This window comes from Streptomyces fuscichromogenes (assembly GCF_014645815.1).
Classification (GTDB): domain Bacteria; phylum Actinomycetota; class Actinomycetes; order Streptomycetales; family Streptomycetaceae; genus Streptomyces; species Streptomyces fuscichromogenes.
Genome location: NZ_BMML01000015.1, coordinates 109,868 through 131,790 on the forward strand (window position 1 = coordinate 109,868; position 21,923 = coordinate 131,790).

Below are 21,923 nucleotides of genomic sequence, written 5' to 3' on the forward strand. Positions count from 1 at the left end.
TGCCCCCTTGTCTGCTTGCCCCTGCCCCTAGCCCCTGCCCGGTCTTCGAAGGCAGGGGCCAGGGGGCCTGCTCAGGCCGCTCGGACCTCGGTCCCGGCGCTCGTCGGCGCGGTGGTCGCGGGGCGTTCCTCCGGCTCCTCCGGCAGGCGCCGCATCAACAGCCCGTACCCGAGAGCCGCCGCCGTTCCCACCACCGCGCACATCCCCCACAGCCACCGCGCCCCGAACCGGTCGATGACGACCCCGGACATCAGCGGCGCGACGAGCGCGGCGGCGGACCAGGACATCGTGTACATCCCCTGGTACCGCCCCCTGCCCCGTACCGGCGAGAGCCGCACCACCAGCCCCGTCTGGGTCGGCGCGTTGACGATCTCGGCGAGCGTCCACACGCACACGGTGAGCGCGAACACCCCGACCGACCCGGCAAGGGCGGTGAGCCCGAACCCGTACCCCGCGAGGAGGGACGAGACGACGAGCAGGGACCGTGCGTCCCGGTGCTGGACGACCCGGGTCACCGGAATCTGGAGCACCACGATGAGCGCCCCGTTCACGGCGATGGCCATCCCGTAGTCGGCGGGCGAGAACCCGGCCTCCCCCATCGCCACCGGCAGTCCGACCGACCCCTGCTGGAAGACGAGGGCGATCAGGAACGAGAGCCCGACGACACCCATGTAGCGCCGGTCGCGCACCACGGTCCCGAGGCTGACCTCACGGCCCCCGGCGGCCTCGGCCGCGGCTCGCTCGGGCCGCGACTCGGGCAGCTTGAGGAAGACGAGGACGGCGCAGACGGCGGTCATCCCGGCCTCGATCAGGAACCCGGCGCGGTAGCTGACCTCGGCGATGAACCCGGCGCCCATGGAGGACACGGCGAAGCCGAGGTTGATCGCCCAGTAGTTGAGCGAGAACGCCCGTACCCGGTCCTCGGGCCGCACGATGTCGGCCATCATGGCCTGGACGGCCGGCCGGGAGGCGTTGGAGGCCACGCCGACCAGGAAGGCGACGGCGGCGATGGCGACCGGATCCCGGACGAACCCGAGCAGCGCGACGGCCGCGGCGGTCGAGGACTGGGCGACGAGCAGGGTCGGCCGCCGCCCCAGCCGGTCGGCCATCACCCCGCCCGCCAGCGAGGACACGACCCCGCCCAGCCCGTGCAGGGAGGCGACGAGCCCGGCGTACGACGCGCTGTAGCCCCGGTCGAGGGTCAGATACAGGGCCATGTACGTGGCGACGAAGGCCCCGAGCCGGTTGACGAGGGTGCTGGTCCACAGCCACCAGAACTCCCGGGGCAGACCGGTGACGGTCTCCCGGACGGCGCGGCGCAGGGCGGCGGACGGCATGGCTCCCCCAGGGCGAGGTGTAAGTGCTGCAAGGAATGTAGGGAACTTACTGACCGGCCGCTCGCCTGAGCCACTCAATTAACAGATGCAGTCAACTGTCCGCCCCCTGGGACGCCCCGCGGCCGCCCGCCCGCCGCCCGGAACACGTGGATTACGCTCTGACCCATGGCCGACGCACCGTACAAGCTGATCCTCCTCCGTCACGGCGAGAGTGAGTGGAACGCGAAGAACCTGTTCACCGGCTGGGTGGACGTCAACCTCAACGAGAAGGGCGAGAAGGAGGCAGTCCGCGGCGGTGAGCTCCTGAAGGACGCCGACCTGCTGCCCGACGTGGTCCACACGTCCCTCCAGAAGCGCGCGATCCGCACCGCGCAGCTCGCCCTCGAAGCGGCCGACCGCCACTGGATCCCGGTCCACCGCAGCTGGCGCCTGAACGAGCGCCACTACGGCGCCCTCCAGGGCAAGGACAAGGCGGCGACGCTGGCCGAGTTCGGCGAGGAGCAGTTCATGCTCTGGCGCCGCTCGTACGACACCCCGCCCCCGCCGTTGCCCGACGACTCCGAGTTCTCCCAGGCCGCGGACCCCCGCTACGCCTCCATCCCCCCGGAGCTGCGCCCCCGCACGGAGTGCCTGAAGGACGTCGTCAACCGGATGCTCCCGTACTGGTACGACGGCATCGTCCCGGACCTCCTGACGGGCCGCACGGTCCTGGTCGCCGCTCACGGCAACTCCCTCCGCGCCCTCCTCAAGCACCTGGACGGCATCTCGGACGCCGACATCGCCGGCCTGAACATCCCGACGGGCATCCCCCTCGCCTACGAACTGGACGCCGACTTCAAGCCGCTGACCCCCGGCGGCCAGTACCTCGACCCAACCGCGGCGGCAGCCGCCATCGAGGCAGTCAAGAACCAGGGCAAGAAGAAGTAAGCCTGCACGATCAAGCCCCTCACCTGCTGTTTCTCTGCGGGTGAGGGGCTTTTTGGTCACCTGGGGCCGTCTGTGGGCCGTCAGGTGCTTGATCGGACGACCGGGCCGTCAGACGCGTCGGCGCCAGCGGCGGACGCGGATGTCGAGGGCGATCAGCAGGGCCGTCGGGATGGCGACCTTGGCGGGGGCGTGGGCCCACAGGGCTAGCGTGCCGCCTGCCGTGCCGATGAGCGTGATCGGCAAGTCGCGGGGACAGATGTCGACGGTGACACCTGCACGTGGGACCATAAATATTCTCCTGAGGGTGATGCGAGTCGATAAACCAACGGAGACAGGGCCGTTCCCGCGCGAGGGGAGCGGCCCTGAATTGCTTGCGCAGCCTATTCAGCTAGGCGGTCTTCGGGCAAATCTCCAGGTGAAGGCAAGTGTGGTTTGAATGAGTGACGCATATAACTGAGTCTGCAGGCGCCTTTCGTATGTTCGGAACGCCTCCGAACATCGGGTCGATCTTGGTTGGGAGTGCGTGCATGCATGCTCAACGTGCGTGCATGCACGCATGGCGGGCCGTTGGCTAACCCTCTTTCTAATCGTGTTCGCTAACGGAGCTCGCTAACGGGGCTCGCTAACGGAGCTCGCTAACCGTGTTGGTTAAGAGTCCTCGCTAATTACACTTCATTGATCCTCCGGTAATCCCTGCCTGGCTTTCGCTCTTTCTGTCTTGGGTAAAGATTCGAGCGACAGCGCTGCGGGTGCGCTCCTGACTGGACGGCATGAGGTGTGCGTACACGCGAAGCGTTAGACCAGGGTCCGAGTGCCCGAGGTACTCGGCGAGGGCCTTGATGTTCTCCCCAGCATCCAGCAGCAGCGAGGCGTAGAAGTGGCGGAGAGCGTGCATGCCGTTCTCGCGTGACTCGGCGTACGACTGGCCTGGCGTCCGCTCGGGGATCACGCCGGCCGAGGCCAGCGCACGCTTCCACACCTCTTCGTTGAGCGACGTACGCCAGACATGCCCACCACGCGGCCCGGTGAAGATCAGCCGCTTGGTCACCGGAGGCCCGTCGGCCACCTTCCACGGCAAGGTGATCTCGACCGGCGGGAACCGCTTCATGTGGGCCCGCAACGCATCGGCGACCGGCGCGGGAAGCGGTACGTCCCGCAGCTTGCCGCCCTTGGGCGGAGCGAACACCGCCTTGCTCCGACTCAACTTGAGTTGCTGGACCACGTGAAGTGTGTCCGAGCCGAAGTCGATGGCGTCGACGGCGACGCCGAGGATCTCGCCTTGGCGGAGCCCGCAGCCGCCGCCCAGGTCGACCATGGCTTGGAAACGCTCGGGCATGCCGGCCCGGACGGCGAAGAGCCGTTCCGGTGTCCAAGGGGCGACCCGCTTCGTGTCGACTGTGGGCGGCCGGACCGAGCGGGCTGCGCACGGGTTGCGCGGAAGGTGTCCGTCGTCCACCGCCGCACTCAGGGCGGCACGAACGTTGGAGTAGATCGTCCGGGCGTACGAGCCCCGGACGCCGTTCTCCTGGAGCTTCCGCACCCAGTCGCGGATATGGGCGGGCTGGAATGACCCGAGCGGACGCGATCCCAGATGAGGGAAGGCGTGCAGGCGGAGTTGCGACTCCATCGAGGTCTGTGTGTTGGGGTCCGCTCCCTGCGTCTCCACCCAGGTCTCCGCGTACTGCTGGAAGGTGATCCGTGCCGCGCGCGGGTCGATGTACTGTCCGCGCGCCATGTCCGCCTCGATGTGGGCGAGCCACTGCTCGGCGAGTCGCTTTTGCCGGTCGGGGAAGCTCTTGGACTTCTCCGTGCCGTCCGGACCGACGTACCGGGCTCGGTAGCGCATGCCGGTGCCGTACCGCTCGGTCTTGACCCTGCGGTCCTTGCCGTCCTGTCCGCCCTCGGTTCTGTACCAGCGGTCTTGGATGTGTCCGGCCATCAGTCAGCCGCCCCCTCACGCTGCGAGTCCACCCAGCTCCGAACGTCGGCCGGGTCGAAGCGCAGGTGCCGACTGACACGGAAGCCACGGGGCCCAGTGCGCTTGCGGCGCCACTGGTAGACCGTCTCGATGCTGGGAAGCTCGAACATCTCCACTAGGTCCTCGGGGGTCAGGTACCGCGCGGGCAGGGCGCGCGGTTCGGCGGCCACGTCGGCCAGGGCGAGGCGTCGGCTAGTGCTCTGACCGGATAGGTTGGCCGGTTTGGTGATCGTGGCGGTTGGATGGGTGGTGACGTCCGATCCGACCGCTGGAGGTGCGGTGGCCGAGCCTGTCCGGGTGCGCAGACTGACCGACCAGGAGGGGCAGAAGCTGCAGCAGATCGTGCGTCGGGGCAGCACCAACTCGGTGCGCTATCGGCGTGCGATGATGCTGCTGGCCTCGGCGGGCGGGAACCGGGTGCCCGTGATCGCCCAGCTGGTGCAGGCCGACGAGGACACTGTCCGGGACGTGATCCACCGGTTCAACGAGATCGGCCTGGCCTGCCTGGACCCTCGGTGGGCGGGAGGCCGTCCCCGCCAACTCAGCCCTGACGACGAAGACTTCGTCATCCAGACGGCCATCACCCGCCCGGCCAAGCTCGGCCAGCCCTTCACCCGCTGGTCCCTGCGCAAGCTCGTCGCCTACCTCTGCAAAGCCCACGGCCACGTGATCCGTATCGGACGCGAGGCGTTACGCCGCCTGCTCGGCCGCCGCGGCATCACCTTCCAGCGCACCAAGACATGGAAGGAATCCCCGGACCCCGACCGCGAGGCGAAGCTGGACCGGATCGAGGAGGTCCTCGACCGCTTCCCGACCGGGTCTTCGCCTTCGACGAGTTCGACCCGCTCGGGGTCCGTCCACCGCGTGCTCAGGCTGGGCCGAGCAGAAGCGCCCCGACCGGCTGCCTGCCACCTACCACCGCACGCACGGCGTGCGCTACTTCCACGGCTGCTACTCGGTCGGCGACGACACTCTGTGGGGCGTCAACCGTCACAGAAAGGGCGCCGCCAACACGCTGGCCGCGCTGAAGTCGATCCGCGCTGCCCGGCCAGACGGCGCCCCGATCTACGTGATCCTGGACAACCTGTCCGCCCACAAAGGCGCCGACATCCGCCGCTGGGCCAGGAAGAACAAGGTCGAGCTGTGCTTCACCCCGACCTATGCATCCTGGGCGAACCCGATCGAAGCCCACTTCGGACCCCTTCGGCAGTTCACCATCGCCAACTCCCACCACCCCAACCACACCGTCCAGACCCGGGCCCTGCACGCCTACCTGCGCTGGCGCAACGCCAACGCCCCCGCCACCATGACGTCCAGGCCGCCGAACGCAAAGAACGCGCCCGCATCCGCAGCGAGAAAGGCATCCGCTGGGGCGGACGTCCCCTCAAGACCGCAGCGTGACCGCACTTCCCACCCAGTGCACGGCTCCTCGTGAAAGGCTGGGAGCATGTTGGGTGGACCGTCTGAGAACCCAGAACTCTGGGCCTTCCTCGAATCACTGCACCGCGGCGAACTCCTTTCCGGCACCGTCACAGCGATCGAACGGTTCGGTGTGTTCGTGGCGCTGGACGACGCTCCCGACCATCCGGTCTTCCCCGGCGTCGGATTCATCTCCTTCGCTGAACTGTCCTGGCGGCGTTTCGAGGCAGCCTCCGACGTCGTGCAGATCGGACAGCGCCTCTCATGCGAGTTCCTCCAGTTCGACACGTGGAACCTGGAGGCCAGACTGTCCTTGAAAGCCACACAGCCGGACCCCTTCCAGGTATTCGCTGACACCATCGCGGTGGGGCAGAAACTGCCTGGCCAGGTCACCAAGCTGATCCCGTTCGGCGTCTTCGTCCAGGTCGCCGACGGAATCGAGGGACTGGTTCACCTGCGAGAGCTCACCTGGACACCGGTGGAGACTCCATCAGATGTCGTCCAGGTAGGCGACAAGATCACGGTGGTCGTCACCGAGATCGACCGAGAGCGACGCAGGATAGCCCTCTCCCGACGACAAGGCTCATCCGCCGGCGTGTGATGCGCTGCCTTCCTGCGGCAGCTCCCTTGCGCGAGTGTTCCTGAACGTCTGCTCAGTCACAGGAGGCACACTCGGAAGGCCGGTGAACCTTTGCGCTCAGAGCACTAGCCCGGACCCGCTGCACATGGCGGCCTATCAGCACGAAGGAACTTGTATGCATGAGTATATGAGTCGAGTCCGAGTCTGGGGACTGACTTGCCCAGGATTTCCGGAAGAGGTCAGCCGGACCCGCCGCTGGACGAGAGACATCCTGCGCGGATCGCCCTGGCGGACGACGCGGCCCTGATCGTGAGCGAGCTGAGCACGAACGCGCTCCTGCACACGAGCAGCGGAGGGGAACGCGGGAGCTTCCACCTGGCCCTCGCGGTAGCCCCGCAGGTCATCGCCCTGTCGGTCACGGACGACGGGGGAGGGGGCAGCGCCCCGAAGGTCGAGCACCAGGTCCAGGACGCCGAGCACGGCCGGGGTCTGGGCATGGTCAGCGCCCTCGCGCACAGGGTCGTCGTCCAGGGCGCTGGCGGCGTTTACACCGTCACTGCGGAACTCTTCGTGAACGCCCAGCGGGGAGGCCACCCGTGCTGATGGACAAGCCCCGCCGAGGCTTCTGGTGCGAGTGCTGGACCGAGAACCTCAGCGACGGGACGGGATGGCCGGCGCTCCGGGCATCCTTCGACGCCTACTCCGCACCCCAGGCAGACAGATGGGTCGCCATCGCCCTGCGCACCATCTCACCGGCACTCGACCCGGACGCCTCGGACGAGGTCTGGGCCTGGCTCCACGACGGCCGCGCAGAAACCCGACGAGCCCTGCTGCGCTCAGAGCCCTGCACAGTGTCAGTCACCCAGGCCAGCACTCGCATCCGCTGGCCCACCGCCAAGACTCCGAACTCCCAGGTTGCGCATACGCCTTCAAGCCCCACGCAGGGTCCTCGACATCAGGCGAGCCTGATTAGGGTGCTTGCATGCAGGAGACGGACGGGACGAGACGCAGGCCCAGGCAACTCGGGGAACTTACCGACGTGTACGGCTTCCTGGAGGAAGTCCGACTCCGACCAGGCATGTGGGTTCACAGCAGCTCTCTGCAGCACCTGAACTCCATGCTTATCGGATACCGGGTTGCTTTGGGTATCCACGACATCGCGGAGCCCTACGACTTCTGGAACCCCGGCACTCAGGGCGGCTTTTCCGAGTGGCTGTGGCAGCGCCTGGGCCGCCATTCCGCCCTCGGCTGGGCAACGGAGATTGAGCGCGAAGCGGAGCGACTTGGCAGGCCCAGCGTGGAGATGTTCTTCGAGCTCCTGGACGAGTTCCGCACCACCGACCACCAACCTCGGGCCGAGCCAGGCACCAGCATCCGCATCCGGGCGGAGGCTCAACAGCCCCTCGCCTCAGACTGAGTTACAACTTTCTCTACTGGTTCAAGGCGGCTCGCTCCGCTCCCCGCGCGCGGCCCGGCCCCCGGCCGGGCCTGCGCTCCTGCCTCCGTCCCGCTCCAGCCCGGCCGGCGCCCGTGCCGCGCTCAGAGCGATCAACCATGAGATGCCGAAGCAGGGGTTCATCGCGGCTGGGGCGGTCGGCTACACAGCTTTACGCAGCCACTCTGGCGCGAGCCTCGAAGTTCACGGCCCCAAAAGTAGTTCTACCGACCTCATGCCGTGTTCAGGCCCGCATGCCGCCCAAGCGCTTCCAGATCGAGTACAGGCGATCGCCGCAACTCGTCTCGGAATAGAGTGCTTTTCAATTTCCTGAGCGTATTAGCCTTGCCGCTCAACCTGAAAGTCCATTTGCCGTCCTCAAGGTCAAGTACGTGCAGCCCCCGCTTCAAGCGCACATCTGAGTACTGACTTAGGTCGAGAATGTACGCCTCATACTTGACTCCCTGGCGGTGCTGGTCTGAAAGCGTAGCCTGAATCAGGTGCGCAAACCGGAGGTCAACGAGGCGTGCAAGAGTCTCATAGGCCGGGAGGGATTTTTGGGCAACATTGACGCGGAAGTAGGTGTACCCCTCTCCCCGAACATACGACGAAAGGTATTCGAGAGCCGAGGTCAAAGAATCGGCGTTATCTGCAGAAACATCCTGCTCTAGATCTCTCAATTTTCCTCGCGCCGCCTTACCGGCGGCATCTGCGACGTCTTCCTGTCCGACCTCCCGAGCGTTTGTCCGGGATCTAGCTGCCACGATCGAAGAGGCGAAAAGGTTCAAGTAATCCCTGGGTACACCACCTGAACCGAGAATCAGCCTGCCAAGCGCCGCGTCACGGGTAATACTCGACGGCTTAGAGATCCCCACGGTTTCCGTGTAGTTCGTAAGCACGGACTCCAAGAACTTCTGCGTGGCCTCAGGGTCTTCCAAAGTCACGTCCAGATCGATCTTGGATGCGTCATGCGGAATTTCAATGCCGATATGCGAGGACGGCTCGAAAGGCCGCGTCAAGCGTTCAATGCTCGCAACCTTCAGCCAGCCATCACAGTCGCGCAGCATGCTAGTCAAGTAGTCAAGCAGATGCGGTTGCGCGGAGGTGGGAAAAAGGTAGAAGTCATCGAGATACAGGTACAGGCGAACGATCTCCGCTCGCAGAACCGTGCGCAATCCCCTATTCAAATCAGCGATGATTTCGCCGAGCTCTGCATCTACTTGAGCGGCCCGGAGAGATGTGACTTTCTCGCCGAGATCCTTTAGGCGAGCGAAGGAATCACCCTGGGAAGTGCCTGCATGCTGAATCAAGGAGGTTAGTACAGTCTCCGCAACCATAAGGAAAGCGGAAGATGGGTTCATTAGTCGCAGGGTGTGGGCGTTCATCCACGCCGTTACGTGCCCTTCTCTCTCGGCGAGACGCTTAGCCTCAAGAAGGAGCGCCGTCTTCCCTACACCACGTCGACCGTAGACGAGGTGGTGACGTGACGCACCAATAGCGGCCAGACTAGCCCGGGGATCTTCCATGTACTTTAGACTGGGAAGTGCGTCAGATGTGCGCGACCTAGCTTCCAATAGCTGGATCAGTTGGTCAACTTTTGAAGAGGCGAGGACGCTCTTTGGTGTCGAGACCAAAGGCTTTTCAATATCGGTACGATGCGGCCTAAAGGTGACAGCGAGAGATTCATTCTCCGTATCGTGGACGGAATTTAGTTCTTGCTCAATAGGTCCAGCCAGACTCTGCGCTGCCGCTATCGAGTCTTCGTCCACCCAAACGAGAAACCATCGTTCGCCAGGAAATGACCTTTCCTCGACACGCACGATGGGGATGTCTGCATCGTCAAGTACCCGAGCGATGCGGGCTTCGTAATCACTTGCCGACATCAGATATATCCGTTCGTCAGGGCGAAAGATTCACACATCTGGACAAAATTGGCCGCTGTCGCTGAAAGTGCACGAGCATCGTTTTCCCAATCGGATTCGTTGATTGGGTAGATGTCATAATCAGCCTGATTGCGCAACAGGCGGGCATCCACGAGTTCAGCCTCGCGCACGACCGGGCTATCGATGCCCGCCGGGAGATTCCGCGGAAGGATGTTATGGCGCTCGTGATCGTCACCTTTAATTTCCGCGAAAGCGATGGCGCGCGCCGCTTGGTACATTGCGTAATAGAAACGACTGATAGCCGATCTGTATTGTGTCGCAAAAAGTAGAGCGTCACCCGCCCGGAGATGCCCTCCCGCTAGGAGCAGACGATCCGAGACGATCTGCTGCAGCAATTGAGCCGTGGGGAACGGATATTTGCTGCCACCTATTGGAAGTGCTGATATTGTCGCGCTCTTGCTGGTGGAAATGTGCAATAGCATTTGATCGGCAAGCGTGACTGTTGGCATGTAATCTGCACTACCCCCTGCGTAACCCTGGCCAGCGCCACAAGGTTAGTCGGCCCCGACAGCGTTCCACACTACCCACCAAACGATTGGCTCATCCAGTGTTTGCGGGATGGCTTGTAGCAGGTGCTTGCGTCGCAGGGACCCCACGTCGTTCAACGAGCGCCTGCACTCGCCGCACCACCCCGGCCGAGGGCTCGCGGACCGTCCGTCACGGGCCGGCAGTCGCGGCTTGTTCTGGTCGACGACACAAGCCAGTAGCGTGGCCGAGGCCGGTGGGGGTACAGCGAGGCATACGCGTGAGTGATCGGTCGACGCACCCGCCGTCGTGGCTGACTGTCGTCGGCTGAGGCTCAGACACTCCGGGGCCCAGCTCTGCCAAAGGACGTTCGAGGCGAAGAGTCCGTGCCATTCGCGTGCCAGATCCTGCGGGGAACCACGGGGAACAGCGGGGACTTGCCCCAGGTGCGACCAGGACTCCAACATCGCTCCGTCGCAGGTGACCACTGCAACCGCGGCCAAGAGCCCCGAGCTTCCCGAGCTGATGGCTCAGGCATCGTGGTTGCGGGTCGACCGTCGTGGCTTGCTCTGGTCGACGGCACCGGCAACGTGGTGGAGGCCGGTGGGGGTGCAGCGAGGCATACGCGCGCGTGATCGGTCGGCGTCCTCGCCGTCGTAGCTGGCTGTCGTCGGCCGGAGTAAGGACCAACCCGTATCCAGCTCTGAGCAGACGACATCGGTCACCCACCTGCGACCGCCGCGTCAGGGTCCTGCATCCTGGACACCATGACGAACCCCGAGGGTCCGTACGTGAAGGTGCACTTCCGGCTTGAGATTGAGGACGACTGGCCCCCAGCGTCGGTGGAGAGTCTGTGGGCTGTCGACCAGGGCGACGGCACCGCACGGCTCGACAACATCCCGTGGTTCGTTCGGGGCATTGCCTGCGGGGACATCGTGGCCACTGAGCCCGATGAGGAGGGGGTGCGATGGGCCGGCGAGGTGGTTCGGCGTTCCGAGAACTGCACCATCCGCCTCATCGTGTTCCGTGACAGCGGCTCGGGAGCCGCACGGCAGAGCGTGATCAACACGTTCAAGGAACTTGGCGTCGACGGCGAGGGCATAGAGCGGTTCGGCATGGTCGCCCTGGACGTCCCGCCCACCGCCGATCTCGCCAAGGTGCAACGGCTGCTCAGCCACGGCGTCGCCAAGGAGTGGTGGGACATGGAAGAGGGGTGCATCACCGCGCAGTGGCGGGCTACTTCCGTCGGCTGACGCCGTTCACGTGATCCACGGCTGGGCCGTCTCTGGGCCGTCCGAGGTCGCTCGACAGTGGCCAAGGATGACCAACGACGACCACCAGGCGCACGAGCCCACCGCCCCTGAGCAGCGAGAACGCAGGCCACCAAGATCTCAGACAACACCCAGGGCAAGAAGAAGTAGCCTTCGTGATCGCGCCCCCGGTCTGTGCTCATGGTGCGGATCGGGGGCGTGATCACGGCCTGGGCCCACTGGCCCTCAACGTCCCGGTTCTTGCGGTCGGAGCGCCAGGCCGAGGGCCTTCCAGGTGTGGTCCCCGCTACTGGGCATGGGGTGCGCGTACACCTTCAGCATCAGCCCCGGTGGGTTTCAGCGGTCTTGGGTCCGTGCAGGCAGACGGCATTACGTCCCATCTGTCCAATAACGTTGCACGCGGGCTACCGCATCTTCCTTCGTCAGTTCGGAAACCGTCTCCTCCGAGAGGCCGACGCGGTGGATCAACAGATAGACCAGATCGGCCGGCAGCGATTCCTTGGGCGTGGAGGGGGCTCCCCGGTCAGGGAGTTTTCCATCGATCACGCAGTCCCAGAACTCGCTTTCGGTGACGACCAACTGGTCGCGAAGAATGTGGCTCCACAACGCGGCCCCATAGACAGTGCGATCGACAGGGTGCGAAATACGGGTCCGCAGGATGCGCCCGTCATGCAGCGTCAACTCGTAGGTGACGTGATGAGTACCGGTACGCCCACGAGTATCCCGCACTCGCTCCCACCCCTCGACGACACAGAACCGCTCATGACGCTCACGGTCTGGTTGTGGTCGAGTCACCGCTGAACTCCCACCAGCCAGTCCACCAACTGACGGTCGTCACTCAGGGCAATCAGCTGAACCAATCCCCAGTTGTCCTGATGGTTGGGCGCTAGTCTCAGCCTCTCCTGCCAGTCGTCCGCGTACTCCCGCAAAGCGTCGACCATCTCGTTTACGGCGTCGTCAAACGTTGACCCGTCGGCCGCAATGGGGAGCCCCGGAATGAAGATCGACCATCCATCCGCCTCGGCGACGACCTCGGCCTTGGACGAACACACTGAGGACAGGTAGCGACGTAGCCGCTCGACATCCACAACCGCAGCGCAGCCACTGGCCCGACGCACCGTCGCAACCCGTCCCTCGTCTGCGGCGTCGAGAAGCTCCTTCAGGTGTGTACGCGCTTCGGTGTAGCTCTCGAAATGCACCGCGGACATGGCGACCTCCCGTAGGACTCGTGGAACCAGGGTGCCTTCCGCAATTAAGTACGTCAAGTACGTGAAGTACTTAGCCAGTGTCGGGACGCTCGGTGCAGAGCGGAGCGCCCCATGACCGCATGGTCGGCACGAGACCAACTGCCCCTGACCAGCGAAAACCCAGCTCGACAAGATCCCCAAAGTCCAGGGCGAGAAGTAAGCCTGACTGATCAAGCCCCCTACCTGCGGGTTCTCCGCTGGTGGGGGGCTTGTCGCGTTGCTGGGGCCGTCTCTGGGTTGTTAGGTCTCGTCTCGGCCTCCGCTCCGGCAGTGTGGAGGGCTGCCACGGCTGCCGTGGCGTCTTCCTGAGGGATGCCGTCGAGGATCACGGCGGGAACCTGCGTCGTGAGAATTTTGCTGCGCCACAGGCTCAGCCCCGTCAGCCGGCGCACGGCCTGAGCGACCTCCAGCACGCGGAGGCCGGCATCGGTGAGCACTACGTTAGGGGGGCGTACGAGTCCCTCTACGAGTTGTGCCCTGACGATCTTCTGACCGAGCTCAATGGTCAGGCGGACCAAGCGCAGATCACCGCGCTGATGAAGCGCTACCGAGCGCAGAAGCGATAGGCAAGGCCGAGTGTGAGTGGTGGACTACAACGGGGCGCACCACAAGAGCACCAGGGCCGTTCGCCCAGGTCGGCGCCCGAACCGGCCTCAAGTGCCCGCGACTTCACGCGGCGTGGCCATCGAGCCTGACGAGGAGGGTGACGTCGCGCCAACCGCCGACCTCGCAGTAACGCGGCGCGATCGAGGCCCCTGCCTGCGGTACAAGCGGCTTCGGTCGTCTGTTCGGGTTGGCTCAGGCGTTGGGGCGCTTGCCGTGGTTGGCCTTCTTCTTCTTGCGGCCGCGTCGTTTGTTCCCTCGCTTAGCCATGGTTCGTATCTCCCTGGTCGAGGATTTTCTACGCTTTTGTCAGTCTAGATTCGGCCCGTGGTACCCGCATCAGGGCGAAGCGGAGTTCCCTCCGGGGTGAACGAGTCGTGGAAGGTGAAGGCGTGCGGTGCGGAGCCGTGGCGGTGGAGGTGCTCCAGCCTGGAAACCCCGTCCCGCCAGGTGGGTGGCACGCCGTCGGAGGCCCACCAGAACACGTAATTCGGGTGCCCCGTCCTCTCGAACCAGTCGTAACGCCTGTTCAGCGCCTCACGGTGCGGGCCGGAGTAGACGGCGTCGAAGGCGGGGCGCAGGTCGGTCCAGAGTGAGAGGGTCGCGGCCAGGGCGGTGGTTTCCGCGGTGCGGCCCTTGCCGTACCAGGTCGGTACGGCGAACTCTCCCCATGCACCCCAGTCCGCCTCGAAGAGCGAGCCCCGGGCACCGTCTGCCGCTTCAGCATGCGCGAGGTATCCGGGGTGCCGGCTGATCCTCCGGTAGACGGCCTCACCGATGTCGTAGAACTCGTGCGTGAGAGGAGCGGGATCGGCGAGAGGTGACTTCAGGACGCCGAATGTGTACAGAGCAAGAGGGGGCATGCGTCTCTCCCTGGTCGGGGCCGTCCGGCGGGGACCCGGGCGTGGCCGACTCATCCCGTCGCGGGTGGCTCAGCCTGCGGGAACTCCCGTACGACCGTGGGCGATCGCCGAGGACGAGGTGAAGGTAGCCGCCTCCGGGGGCCATGTCGAAGTTGCGTTTTCCCTGTCCAGGTGGCCTCCTGCACCGGTCATCGCGGCATCGCGGCATCGCGCTCTCGCCCTCGCCTGATCGGCGGCGCCTCACGCCAGGGTGACGTGCATACCGCCCTCGGTCAGGGCGCCCAGGATCTCGGTGAAGAGGTCGTAGTCCTGGCCTTCCGGTGTCAGGGTCCGGGACAGGTGCTCGCGTGCGGTCGCGGCGTTCCGCCAGAGCAGGGTTGCGGGGGCGGTGTAGCCGAAGGTGCCGCGCAGACAGTCGTCGAGGGCGGCGAGGCAACCGCCGAAGTAGCCCCCCGGCCCGTTCACCGCCTCGCCGAGCGCCAGGTAGAGGCCCGGTTCGTCGGTGATGTGCCGGCCGTCGAGTTCGTAGGCGTGCCCGGCCGGCCGGTCACGGTGGGCGCGCCGGCAGGCCCGCTCGCGGACGAGATCGAGCCAGGCCCCGCGGCGCCGGGTGTCGAGGCCCGCCCAGGCATCCACGCTGTCCGGCGGTCCGACGAGCCACCGTTCCCAGATGGGCCGGGCGTGTTCGGGAACGGGTGGGAAAAGCTCTCCGCCGAGTTCCAGGTCGATCAGGTCCGTCCCGTGAGAGGACGGGCGCCAGGCAGTGACTTCGGTCCACAGCAGCCGATCGGTGAGTGGCCGGCCCTGGTCGTCATGGATCTCCAGGGCGGCCTCCTCCAGGTCCAGCGCCCGCCGGGTGCCCTTCGCCAGCGCGGCCCGCAGCTGGTCACCCTGGGTGAGTCCCCGCAGGACGAGTGGGGGTGCCGTCTGTTGGGCGGTCGGCAGGACGCGGACGAATTCCCGGCAGGAGCCCAGCCACCGGTGCCCGTCGTGCACCCGGACACGACCCGTGTGCCTCTCGGGCGGACCTTCGTAGTCGTCCAGGCCGTTGAGCACAAGGCTGTCCGCCCCCAGGAGCCGCCCCGGGCTCTCCGCGTCCTCCAGCAGCCAGGCGTCAAGTGCGTCGTCGTCCGGCACCAGCCATACCCGGCTCCCGACCCAGCCCCGCGGCTCGACGCTTTCCGCTGTCCAGCCGCACAGTTCGTACGTGCCGCGCCGAGGCTCCCCGAAGAGGCCCTCCACCGCATCGCACTCGCCCCAGACGCAGCCGTGCTTCGTCTCCGTCAGCCTGTACCGTCCATGCCCGCGATCCGCGCTGTCCCCCTGCACGTCGGCCATCATGCCCCTGCCGCCTGCTCAGAGCGAGTGAGTATGGGCACTCATGTGCGGGGTCATCGGCGGCCTGCATGTTGGGTGCATGAGATCAATGTCCCTTTCGAGGGCCGTGCTGGTGGCCGCCCTCGGCTGCTTGCTGCTGTCCGGCTGCGGTGATCAGAGGAGCACCACCGATCAGACTTCGGCAGGCGGTGCCGTTCCGGCGGTAACCCCGCCCCCGTTGGACGCTTCGTCGAGTGTCGGCGATCCGGAGACGAGGCTCCTCGCCCTGCTGACCCGCATCGAGCAGCGCTGCGCTCCCGGCACCCCCGGTGACAAGGGCCGTGGTGGCGTGCCCGAGCCCGAGGACCTGCCGGGCTGGGAGGGGGCGGCCTCTCCGGGATACGGGCCGGGTGAGACCCCGTCCGGTGTTCCCAACGCCTCGGGGGACATACCGGTTTCCGTGGCCGGCCCCACGCCCCGGACGAGAACGGCCCCTGACCTCGCCGAGGCCAAGCCGGTCGAGGAGGTCGCCCTGACCGGTGTCGAGGAGTGCGCCGGGGGCAGGCATGCCCAGCGCATCGGCGAGGCGTTCAAGGGCGTGAGGACGACCGGCTACCGGGCCATGCGCGAGAGGCTGGTGGACCTGGACTACCCGGAGTCGCGGATTCACCGGATGCCGGACCAGGCGGGCGCGCCCCGGGCCAGGCTGGACTTGCGGGTGATCGGCAGCCACCTGGCTCTGGAGGTCACCGGGGCCGACGGCAGTGTGACCGTCGAGGCGTTCGGGGTTCCGGGGACGGAGGGTGTGAGCGTGACCGATGTGCAGCGGAAGTCGAAGCAGAAACCGGAGCTGGAGCTGGAGTCGGAGTCGGACGTGCCTACGTCCTGACCGATCGGTGGATCGACGGTGTCGGGAGCTGAGCCGGTCGTCAGCGGATCGGTGGCAGCTTCCGGCGCTTCCGGGTGGTGCGGCCGATCCGGAACCGGGGCGTGGCGCCGTCGCGGATCACCAGGAGCCAGCCGGCCACGCTGAGCGCCGTGAAGCCGAGGGCGAGGATGACGCCGAGCGGCTGGCGGTCTCCGGCCAGGGAGCCTGCCGCGCGTATCAACTGCGCCACTCCGAAGGCCAGCGCGCCCCACCCCGCGAGGGTGCCGGCATGCCTACGGCGTTGCCGCCGGATGAGCCACATGCCGACGGTCAGCCAGATGGCGCCACTGGCACCGAACGCCGATGCGATGAACATCCCCGCCTCCGGACGGAAGAGAGCTGGTCGACTATGCGGCATCTGCAGGGAGAACAACGCGGCCGGTGCTCAGAGGAACCCCGTGCGGTGGGTGTCCGTGCCGCGGTGCAGGCGTACGAAGCGCAGGAGTCCGGGGACGATGCCCGCGTTGCCCATGGCCCAGCCGGTGCACGGTTCGAGGTCGCCGGGGGTGGCCCGGTGGTCGAAGTTGGACCAGCGGGCGCCTTCGCCGTCCCGGATCGCACGGGCGGTGAGGTCCGCGACGAGGACACGGGCGAAGTCGTACGAGTCCCGGTGCCTGGCCTGTTCGGTGTGCCCTGCCTGCCCTGCCTGCCCTGCCCGTTCGGTCCGTTCGGTCCGTTCGGTTTGTTCGGTTTGGGTGGTGATCCGGTCGCAGGCCAGGGCGAGGACGCCCGCGGTGCCGCAGCAGCGGCCGTTGTTGTCCCAGAAGCCGGGGCGCAGCCGCCGGGGCAGGCCGGAGTGGGTGACCGTGTGCCAGCAGCGGTCCGCGAGGGTGGTCCAGGCCGGGTCGGCGGTGACGTCCCCCAGCAGCCGGAAGACCTGTGCGTCCCCGGTCGGACCGTGGCACCAGCCGTAGCTGACGGGCTCGATGAGATCGGGGCGAAACTGAGGGGTGGAGTGCCGTACCAGGAAGCCCTCCGGACCCGCCTCGTCGCGGGCGACGACGTCCGCGGCGCCGGCCAGGGCCAGTTCGACCAGGTCCGTCCGCCCGGTCGCGTCGCCGACCCGGGCAAGCGCGAGGACGATCCCCAGCGTGCCGTGCGAGATGTGGTGCAGACGGGACTCGACATCCGGGCGGTGGGCCCAGTGGACACCGGCCGGAGTCCGTTCCGCCGTCCGCAGGTAGGGCTCCACGGCGAGGACGGCCAGCTCAGTGTCACCGCACAGCAGTGCGCCGAGGCCGATTCCCGCGTTGCCGCCCAGCAGCTCGAACAGATCGCCCCAGCGGGTGCCGTCGAAGCGTGACCGCACGAGGCGCAGCGCGCGGTCGGCGGCGGCACCGGCGGCCCTGTCGCCGAGTTCCTCGTGGACGGTCCGCAGGGCGAGCGCCACTCCGGTGCGGCCGAAGCAGAGCGAGTCGTGGTCGATGCCGGCGACGGAGTCCGCGAGGCTGCGGGCCGCGCGCAGGGCGGTGTCGGCGTAGGCGTCGTCGCCGAAGTGCCGCCATGCCTCCAGGAGCAGGGGGACGGCCCCGGCCGTCCCGCTGTAGAACGTGGGTTCGAGCTGGTCGTCAGAGGGTCTGGCCGGCCAGGCGAGGCCGCCGCCGGGGGTCTCCCGCGCCGTCCCGGTGAGCCAGCGCAGCCCGTCCACCGCGAGTTCCTCGACCTCGTCGACCGCTCCCGGTGCTGTCGTCACGGCCCGACTCTCGCATGATCTCCCGCGCCTGCCCAGGGGGCGTGCGCCGATGACAGACGGTGCCGGACCGGAGCTGTCCGCACGCTCCCGCTCGTGTCGCGCCGCCGGGAGCGGGCACGCCGGGAGCGGGCACGCCGGGAGCGGTCCCGGCGGGACAGGGCACCCGCCACGGCGCTCCCCGGCCGACTGACGGACGTAGTCCTCAGTCGGCAGTCGTCACCTCACCAGATCGACAGCGGTACCTGGTGGATCTCGTCCGCCGGGTGGCCCGTGCGTTCGTGGACGCGTTTGACCGCCTCGGCCGAGGGCGCCTCGGAGAGGCAGTAGACGTTGCCGGAGTCCGGGTCGGCCCAGGCCCGTTCGAAGTGGACGCCCTCGTCCTTCTCGACGGCGAGGTCGGCCTCGTGGGCCTCCTTGAGCTGGTCGGCGGTGATGCCCTTCATCCCGTGGTGTACGTCCATGAACTGAGGCATGGCTGCCACCTCCTGTCTTGTCTCCCGCACGTCCCCCGTCCCCCGTAAGTACCCTCCCCGCTCCTCTCCTCTCCTCTCCTCATCCTCTCCATGTTCCGCCCGTCGGTGTCGTCGCGCACAGCACGAAGGGCCCCCGACCGGAGTCGGAGGCCCTTCGCCCGTACGGCGCCACAGCGCCTTCGCCGCTACGCGGCCACGGCGCTCAGCCGCACTGGCACGGACTGCCCGACTGGCAGCCGCAACCGCAGCCCGAACCGCAGCCGCAGGCGCCGATGACCAACAGGTTCTTGATCTCGGCGGGCTGGTCGGTCGCGCGCTCCTGTGTGGGGTCGGGCGTGGTGCTGGGGGATTCGGCCATGGATCCCTCCTAGAGGTCCCTGGATGCCCTAGAGGTAGGGCCTTGCCCATTCCATGCCCGTTTCTCCGGGCGCATCAACGGCGCACAGTGGCGCCCACACGCCGACCCCGCACTTCGCGAGCCCCACCCACCTGGGGGTCACGCCACCTGGAGGTCACGCCCCCTCGGCGCCCGTCACCGGCTGGATGTCGGGCTGGAGGTCGTCCGCGTGCTCGCCCGTGACCAGGAAGACGACGCGCTTGGCGACGGCGACCGCGTGGTCGGCGTACCGCTCGTAGTAGCGGCCGAGCAGGGTCACGTCGACGGCGGTCTCGATGCCGTGCTTCCAGCGGTCGTCCAGCAGGTGCTGGAAGATCGTGCGGTGCAGCAGGTCCATCTCGTCGTCGTCCTGCTCCAGCTGGAGGGCCAGGTCGACGTCCTTGGTGATGATCACCTCGGCCGCCTTGGCCATCAGGCGCTGCGCGAGCTGCCCCATCTCCAGGACGGTCGCGTGCAGGTCGTGGGGGATGGCGTTCGCCGGGTAGCGGAGCCGGGCCAGCTTCGCCACGTGCTGGGCGAGGTCGCCGGAGCGCTCCAGGTCGGCGGACATGCGGAGCGAGGTGACGACTATCCGCAGATCGGTCGCCACCGGCTGCTGGCGGGCGAGCAGCGCTATCGCGCGCGCCTCCAGGTCGTGGTGGAGCTCGTCCACCCTCTGGTCGCCTTCGATGACGCTCTCGGCGAGCTTGAGGTCGGCGTCGAGGATCGCCGTCGTGGCGCGCCCGATCGCCGATCCCACCAGCCGGGCCATGTCGACCAGGCTGTCGCCGATCGAGTCGAGTTCCTCGTGGTACGCGTCCCGCATCAGGGTTCCCTCTCCTACGTGTGTTCCATGGGGCTCCGGGGGCCGGGGCCCGTGGCCGAAACCAGCTGCGAACCCCACGCTTCCACGTTCCGGTCTCAACGCGACCGTTTCTGCCACCCCAAATGAACCAATACTGGCTCCAAGGTGAACTCTGGGCGACGAGTGTTCGAGCTCGCACCTCCACGGCTGTGGGGATGTCGTACCCCCTGCTTAACCTGTTTGCATGGACGTGAACGCGGCGGTCGCCGCAGCGGCAGCGATCGCCGGGGTGCTCACCGGTGTCATCGCCATGCTGGCGTTCCGCTGGAGCGAACGCGACCAGAAGCGACCGACCAGGACTTCTCTGCACACCGACCCCGTACTGCCGCCGGGCGTGGACACCGTACTGAGCGTGCTGCGCTCCTCCGCGGTGGTCCTTGACGAGGCCGACGCGGTTGTCAAGGCGAGCTCGGCGGCGTACGCCCTCGGACTCGTGCGCGGCGGCAAACTCGCCATCGAGCCGATGCTCGCGATGGCCCGGGACACCCGGCGCGACGGCGAGATACGCCAGGTCGAGCTGGATCTCCCGAGGCGGGGGACCGGGCGGGGCGAGGCCCTGGCCGTCTCCGCCAGAGTGGCGCCGCTCGGCTCCCGGCTCGTCCTGCTCCTCGTCGAGGACCTCACCGAGGCCCGCCGCATCGAGGCGGTACGACGGGACTTCGTGGCGAACGTGAGCCATGAGCTGAAGACCCCGGTCGGCGCGCTCTCCCTGCTCTCCGAGGCCGTCATGGACGCCTCGGACGATCCGGAGGCCGTGCAGCGCTTCGCCGGTCGCATGCAGATAGAGGCCACGCGCCTGACCAACCTGGTCCAGGAGCTGATCGACCTGTCGAGGGTGCAGAACGACGACCCGCTGGAGGACGCGGAGCCCGTCCGGGTCGACGAGCTGGTCGCCGAGGCGATCGACCGGTGCCGCCACCAGGCCGGCACCAAGCAGATCACCATGGCCGCGGGCGGCACCGCCGACCTGCATGTCTGGGGCAACCGCGGCCAGCTGGCCGCCGCCCTCGGCAACCTGGTCGAGAACGCCGTGAACTACTCCCCGGCCCGCACCCGGGTCGGGATAGCCGCCCGCCGGGTGGGCGTGCCCGGCGGCGACATGATCGAGCTCGCCGTGACCGACCAGGGCATCGGCATCACCGACAAGGACAAGGAGCGCATCTTCGAGCGCTTCTACCGCGTCGACCCGGCCCGCTCCCGGGCCACCGGTGGCACCGGCCTCGGCCTCGCCATCGTCAAGCACGTGGCCGCCTCGCACGGCGGGGAGGTCACGGTGTGGAGCGCCGAGAACCAGGGCTCCACGTTCACCCTCAGGCTGCCGGAGGCGGGCGCGGTACGCGACCGCGCGTCGCAGCACCCCGACCCCGACCTCGACGACGAGGCCGGTACCACCGAGTCATCCCCGTACGAACCGCTTCCCGCCCCGGAGGTCCTTCCGTGACCCGAGTGCTTGTCGTCGAGGACGAGGAGTCCTTCTCCGACGCCCTGTCGTACATGCTCCGCAAGGAGGGCTTCGAGGTCGCTGTGGCGGCCACGGGGCCCGACGGACTCGACGAGTTCGAGCGCAACGGCGCCGACCTCGTCCTCCTCGACCTGATGCTGCCGGGGCTGCCCGGCACCGAGGTCTGCCGCCAGCTGCGCGGCCGTTCCAACGTCCCCGTCATCATGGTGACGGCCAAGGACAGCGAGATCGACAAGGTCGTCGGGCTGGAAATAGGAGCCGACGACTACGTCACCAAGCCCTTCTCCTCCCGCGAGCTGGTCGCCCGCATCCGCGCGGTGCTCCGCCGCCGCGGCGAGCCGGAGGAGGTCACCCCGGCCGCCCTCGAAGCGGGCCCGGTCCGCATGGACGTCGACCGCCACGTGGTCACCGTCTCCGGTTCCAAGGTCGACCTCCCGCTCAAGGAGTTCGACCTCCTGGAGATGCTCCTGCGCAACGCGGGCCGTGTCCTGACCCGCATGCAGCTCATCGACCGGGTCTGGGGCGCCGACTACGTCGGTGACACCAAGACCCTCGACGTCCACGTCAAGCGCCTGCGCGCGAAGATCGAGCCGGACCCGGGCGCGCCGCGTTACCTGGTGACGGTGCGCGGTCTCGGTTACAAGTTCGAGCCGTAGGCCGTTGAGGTAACCGCTGAGACCGCTGAGCTGCCTCGGCGGCGCGTACGACGAAGGGCGGCCCCCCTTGGGGGTGCCGCCCTTC

Annotated in this window: 24 protein-coding genes and 3 pseudogenes; 10 read left to right on the forward strand and 17 right to left on the reverse strand. The window is 67.3% G+C overall.

All coding sequences use genetic code 11. The annotated features are described in order from the left end of the window. Positions 1 to 71: 71 nt before the first annotated feature. Entirely contained in the window at positions 72 to 1,337 is a 1,266-nt protein-coding gene (locus IEZ11_RS29700) for an MDR family MFS transporter (RefSeq protein WP_189265994.1), read from the reverse strand. A gap of 165 nt (positions 1,338 to 1,502) precedes the next feature. Here IEZ11_RS29700 and IEZ11_RS29705 point away from each other — a divergent pair, with 165 nt between their 5' ends. Beyond that, the gene (locus tag IEZ11_RS29705) at positions 1,503 to 2,264 is read left to right on the forward strand and encodes a phosphoglyceromutase (protein ID WP_189265995.1); all 762 of its coding nucleotides are present in this window, start codon (positions 1,503 to 1,505) and stop codon (positions 2,262 to 2,264) included. 108 nt (positions 2,265 to 2,372) lie between these two features. Here IEZ11_RS29705 and IEZ11_RS29710 read toward each other — a convergent pair whose 3' ends face one another. From IEZ11_RS29710 to IEZ11_RS29720, 3 genes are all read right to left on the reverse strand, one after another. After that, complete coding sequence (locus tag IEZ11_RS29710; RefSeq protein WP_189265996.1) at positions 2,373 to 2,552, reverse strand: hypothetical protein; 180 nt, start codon at positions 2,550 to 2,552, stop codon at positions 2,373 to 2,375. A gap of 373 nt (positions 2,553 to 2,925) precedes the next feature. Beyond that, on the reverse strand, positions 2,926 to 4,203 hold the full coding sequence (locus IEZ11_RS29715; protein WP_189265997.1) for a tyrosine-type recombinase/integrase: 1,278 nt from the start codon (positions 4,201 to 4,203) through the stop codon (positions 2,926 to 2,928). Beyond that, positions 4,203 to 4,421 carry a helix-turn-helix transcriptional regulator gene (locus tag IEZ11_RS29720; RefSeq protein WP_189266122.1) on the reverse strand — a complete coding sequence of 73 codons (219 nt, stop codon included), beginning with the start codon at positions 4,419 to 4,421 and terminating at the stop codon, positions 4,203 to 4,205. The genes IEZ11_RS29715 and IEZ11_RS29720 overlap by 1 nt, the downstream gene beginning before the upstream one ends. A gap of 100 nt (positions 4,422 to 4,521) precedes the next feature. On the opposite strand from IEZ11_RS29720, the pseudogene IEZ11_RS29725 reads away from it, so the two are divergent. The 5 genes and pseudogenes from IEZ11_RS29725 (at position 4,522) to IEZ11_RS29740 (ending at position 7,658) form a co-directional block, all read left to right on the forward strand. After that, positions 4,522 to 5,643: pseudogene (locus IEZ11_RS29725) on the forward strand (IS630 family transposase). A gap of 46 nt (positions 5,644 to 5,689) precedes the next feature. After that, a complete protein-coding gene (locus tag IEZ11_RS29730; protein WP_189265998.1) occupies positions 5,690 to 6,262 on the forward strand; it encodes a S1 RNA-binding domain-containing protein in 573 nt (190 codons plus the stop codon). Positions 6,263 to 6,416: 154 nt separating this feature from the next. Continuing rightward, positions 6,417 to 6,844, forward strand: a pseudogene (locus IEZ11_RS29735) (ATP-binding protein). Continuing rightward, positions 6,844 to 7,214 (forward strand): annotated as a pseudogene (locus IEZ11_RS51160) (hypothetical protein). The pseudogenes IEZ11_RS29735 and IEZ11_RS51160 overlap by 1 nt, the downstream one beginning before the upstream one ends. A 9-nt stretch (positions 7,215 to 7,223) precedes the next feature. After that, positions 7,224 to 7,658: a hypothetical protein gene (locus IEZ11_RS29740; protein WP_189265999.1), complete on the forward strand. Its 435-nt coding sequence runs from the start codon at positions 7,224 to 7,226 to the stop codon at positions 7,656 to 7,658. Between the two features lie 251 nt (positions 7,659 to 7,909). Here the strand turns inward: IEZ11_RS29740 and IEZ11_RS29745 are convergent, their stop codons facing one another. Together IEZ11_RS29745 and IEZ11_RS29750 are read right to left on the reverse strand one after the other, a co-directional pair. After that, positions 7,910 to 9,559 (reverse strand): ATP-binding protein, encoded by a 1,650-nt coding sequence (locus IEZ11_RS29745; protein ID WP_189266000.1) that lies wholly within the window; start codon positions 9,557 to 9,559, stop codon positions 7,910 to 7,912. Further along, positions 9,559 to 10,068 (reverse strand): hypothetical protein, encoded by a 510-nt coding sequence (locus IEZ11_RS29750; protein WP_189266001.1) that lies wholly within the window; start codon positions 10,066 to 10,068, stop codon positions 9,559 to 9,561. The genes IEZ11_RS29745 and IEZ11_RS29750 overlap by 1 nt, the downstream gene beginning before the upstream one ends. Positions 10,069 to 10,851: 783 nt before the next feature. Between IEZ11_RS29750 and IEZ11_RS29755 the strand changes: the two genes are divergently transcribed. Continuing rightward, positions 10,852 to 11,337 (forward strand): DUF4265 domain-containing protein, encoded by a 486-nt coding sequence (locus tag IEZ11_RS29755; protein WP_189266002.1) that lies wholly within the window; start codon positions 10,852 to 10,854, stop codon positions 11,335 to 11,337. A gap of 387 nt (positions 11,338 to 11,724) precedes the next feature. Here IEZ11_RS29755 and IEZ11_RS29760 read toward each other — a convergent pair whose 3' ends face one another. The 6 genes from IEZ11_RS29760 to IEZ11_RS29780 all read right to left on the reverse strand — a co-directional run bounded on the left by IEZ11_RS29760 (position 11,725) and on the right by IEZ11_RS29780 (position 15,409). After that, positions 11,725 to 12,036 (reverse strand): cytotoxic translational repressor of toxin-antitoxin stability system, encoded by a 312-nt coding sequence (locus IEZ11_RS29760; protein WP_229713432.1) that lies wholly within the window; start codon positions 12,034 to 12,036, stop codon positions 11,725 to 11,727. A 110-nt stretch (positions 12,037 to 12,146) separates the two neighbouring features. Beyond that, complete coding sequence (locus IEZ11_RS29765) at positions 12,147 to 12,563, reverse strand: RelB antitoxin-like protein (RefSeq protein ID WP_189266004.1); 417 nt, start codon at positions 12,561 to 12,563, stop codon at positions 12,147 to 12,149. 218 nt (positions 12,564 to 12,781) lie between these two features. Continuing rightward, on the reverse strand, positions 12,782 to 13,039 hold the full coding sequence (locus IEZ11_RS29770; protein ID WP_308426503.1) for a ribosomal protein L7/L12: 258 nt from the start codon (positions 13,037 to 13,039) through the stop codon (positions 12,782 to 12,784). A 361-nt stretch (positions 13,040 to 13,400) separates the two neighbouring features. After that, positions 13,401 to 13,475, reverse strand: a complete 75-nt coding sequence (locus IEZ11_RS52545) for a 50S ribosomal protein bL37 (protein WP_099504217.1) — start codon at positions 13,473 to 13,475, stop codon at positions 13,401 to 13,403. A gap of 44 nt (positions 13,476 to 13,519) precedes the next feature. Further along, positions 13,520 to 14,068, reverse strand: a complete 549-nt coding sequence (locus IEZ11_RS29775) for a DUF3291 domain-containing protein (RefSeq protein WP_189266005.1) — start codon at positions 14,066 to 14,068, stop codon at positions 13,520 to 13,522. 240 nt (positions 14,069 to 14,308) lie between these two features. Beyond that, positions 14,309 to 15,409 carry a barstar family protein gene (locus IEZ11_RS29780; protein WP_189266006.1) on the reverse strand — a complete coding sequence of 367 codons (1,101 nt, stop codon included), beginning with the start codon at positions 15,407 to 15,409 and terminating at the stop codon, positions 14,309 to 14,311. A 214-nt stretch (positions 15,410 to 15,623) separates the two neighbouring features. Between IEZ11_RS29780 and IEZ11_RS29785 the strand changes: the two genes are divergently transcribed. Then, a complete protein-coding gene (locus IEZ11_RS29785; protein WP_189266007.1) occupies positions 15,624 to 16,274 on the forward strand; it encodes a hypothetical protein in 651 nt (216 codons plus the stop codon). Between the two features lie 40 nt (positions 16,275 to 16,314). Here the strand turns inward: IEZ11_RS29785 and IEZ11_RS29790 are convergent, their stop codons facing one another. The 5 genes from IEZ11_RS29790 to phoU all read right to left on the reverse strand — a co-directional run bounded on the left by IEZ11_RS29790 (position 16,315) and on the right by phoU (position 19,681). Then, a complete protein-coding gene (locus IEZ11_RS29790; protein ID WP_189266008.1) occupies positions 16,315 to 16,629 on the reverse strand; it encodes a hypothetical protein in 315 nt (104 codons plus the stop codon). Positions 16,630 to 16,698: 69 nt separating this feature from the next. Further along, positions 16,699 to 18,006: a lanthionine synthetase LanC family protein gene (locus IEZ11_RS29795; RefSeq protein WP_189266009.1), complete on the reverse strand. Its 1,308-nt coding sequence runs from the start codon at positions 18,004 to 18,006 to the stop codon at positions 16,699 to 16,701. 221 nt (positions 18,007 to 18,227) lie between these two features. After that, positions 18,228 to 18,479: an SCO4226 family nickel-binding protein gene (locus IEZ11_RS29800; protein ID WP_189266010.1), complete on the reverse strand. Its 252-nt coding sequence runs from the start codon at positions 18,477 to 18,479 to the stop codon at positions 18,228 to 18,230. Positions 18,480 to 18,681: 202 nt separating this feature from the next. Beyond that, positions 18,682 to 18,837: a hypothetical protein gene (locus IEZ11_RS29805; protein ID WP_189266011.1), complete on the reverse strand. Its 156-nt coding sequence runs from the start codon at positions 18,835 to 18,837 to the stop codon at positions 18,682 to 18,684. Between the two features lie 154 nt (positions 18,838 to 18,991). Continuing rightward, on the reverse strand, positions 18,992 to 19,681 hold the full coding sequence (gene phoU / locus IEZ11_RS29810) for a phosphate signaling complex protein PhoU (RefSeq protein WP_189266012.1): 690 nt from the start codon (positions 19,679 to 19,681) through the stop codon (positions 18,992 to 18,994). 223 nt (positions 19,682 to 19,904) lie between these two features. Between phoU and phoR the strand changes: the two genes are divergently transcribed. Both phoR and phoP read left to right on the forward strand, forming a co-directional pair. After that, positions 19,905 to 21,161: a two-component system sensor histidine kinase PhoR gene (gene phoR, locus IEZ11_RS29815; RefSeq protein ID WP_189266013.1), complete on the forward strand. Its 1,257-nt coding sequence runs from the start codon at positions 19,905 to 19,907 to the stop codon at positions 21,159 to 21,161. Positions 21,162 to 21,166: 5 nt separating this feature from the next. After that, on the forward strand, positions 21,167 to 21,838 hold the full coding sequence (gene phoP, locus IEZ11_RS29820; RefSeq protein ID WP_018568744.1) for a two-component system response regulator PhoP: 672 nt from the start codon (positions 21,167 to 21,169) through the stop codon (positions 21,836 to 21,838). The last annotated feature ends 85 nt before the right edge of the window (positions 21,839 to 21,923 follow it).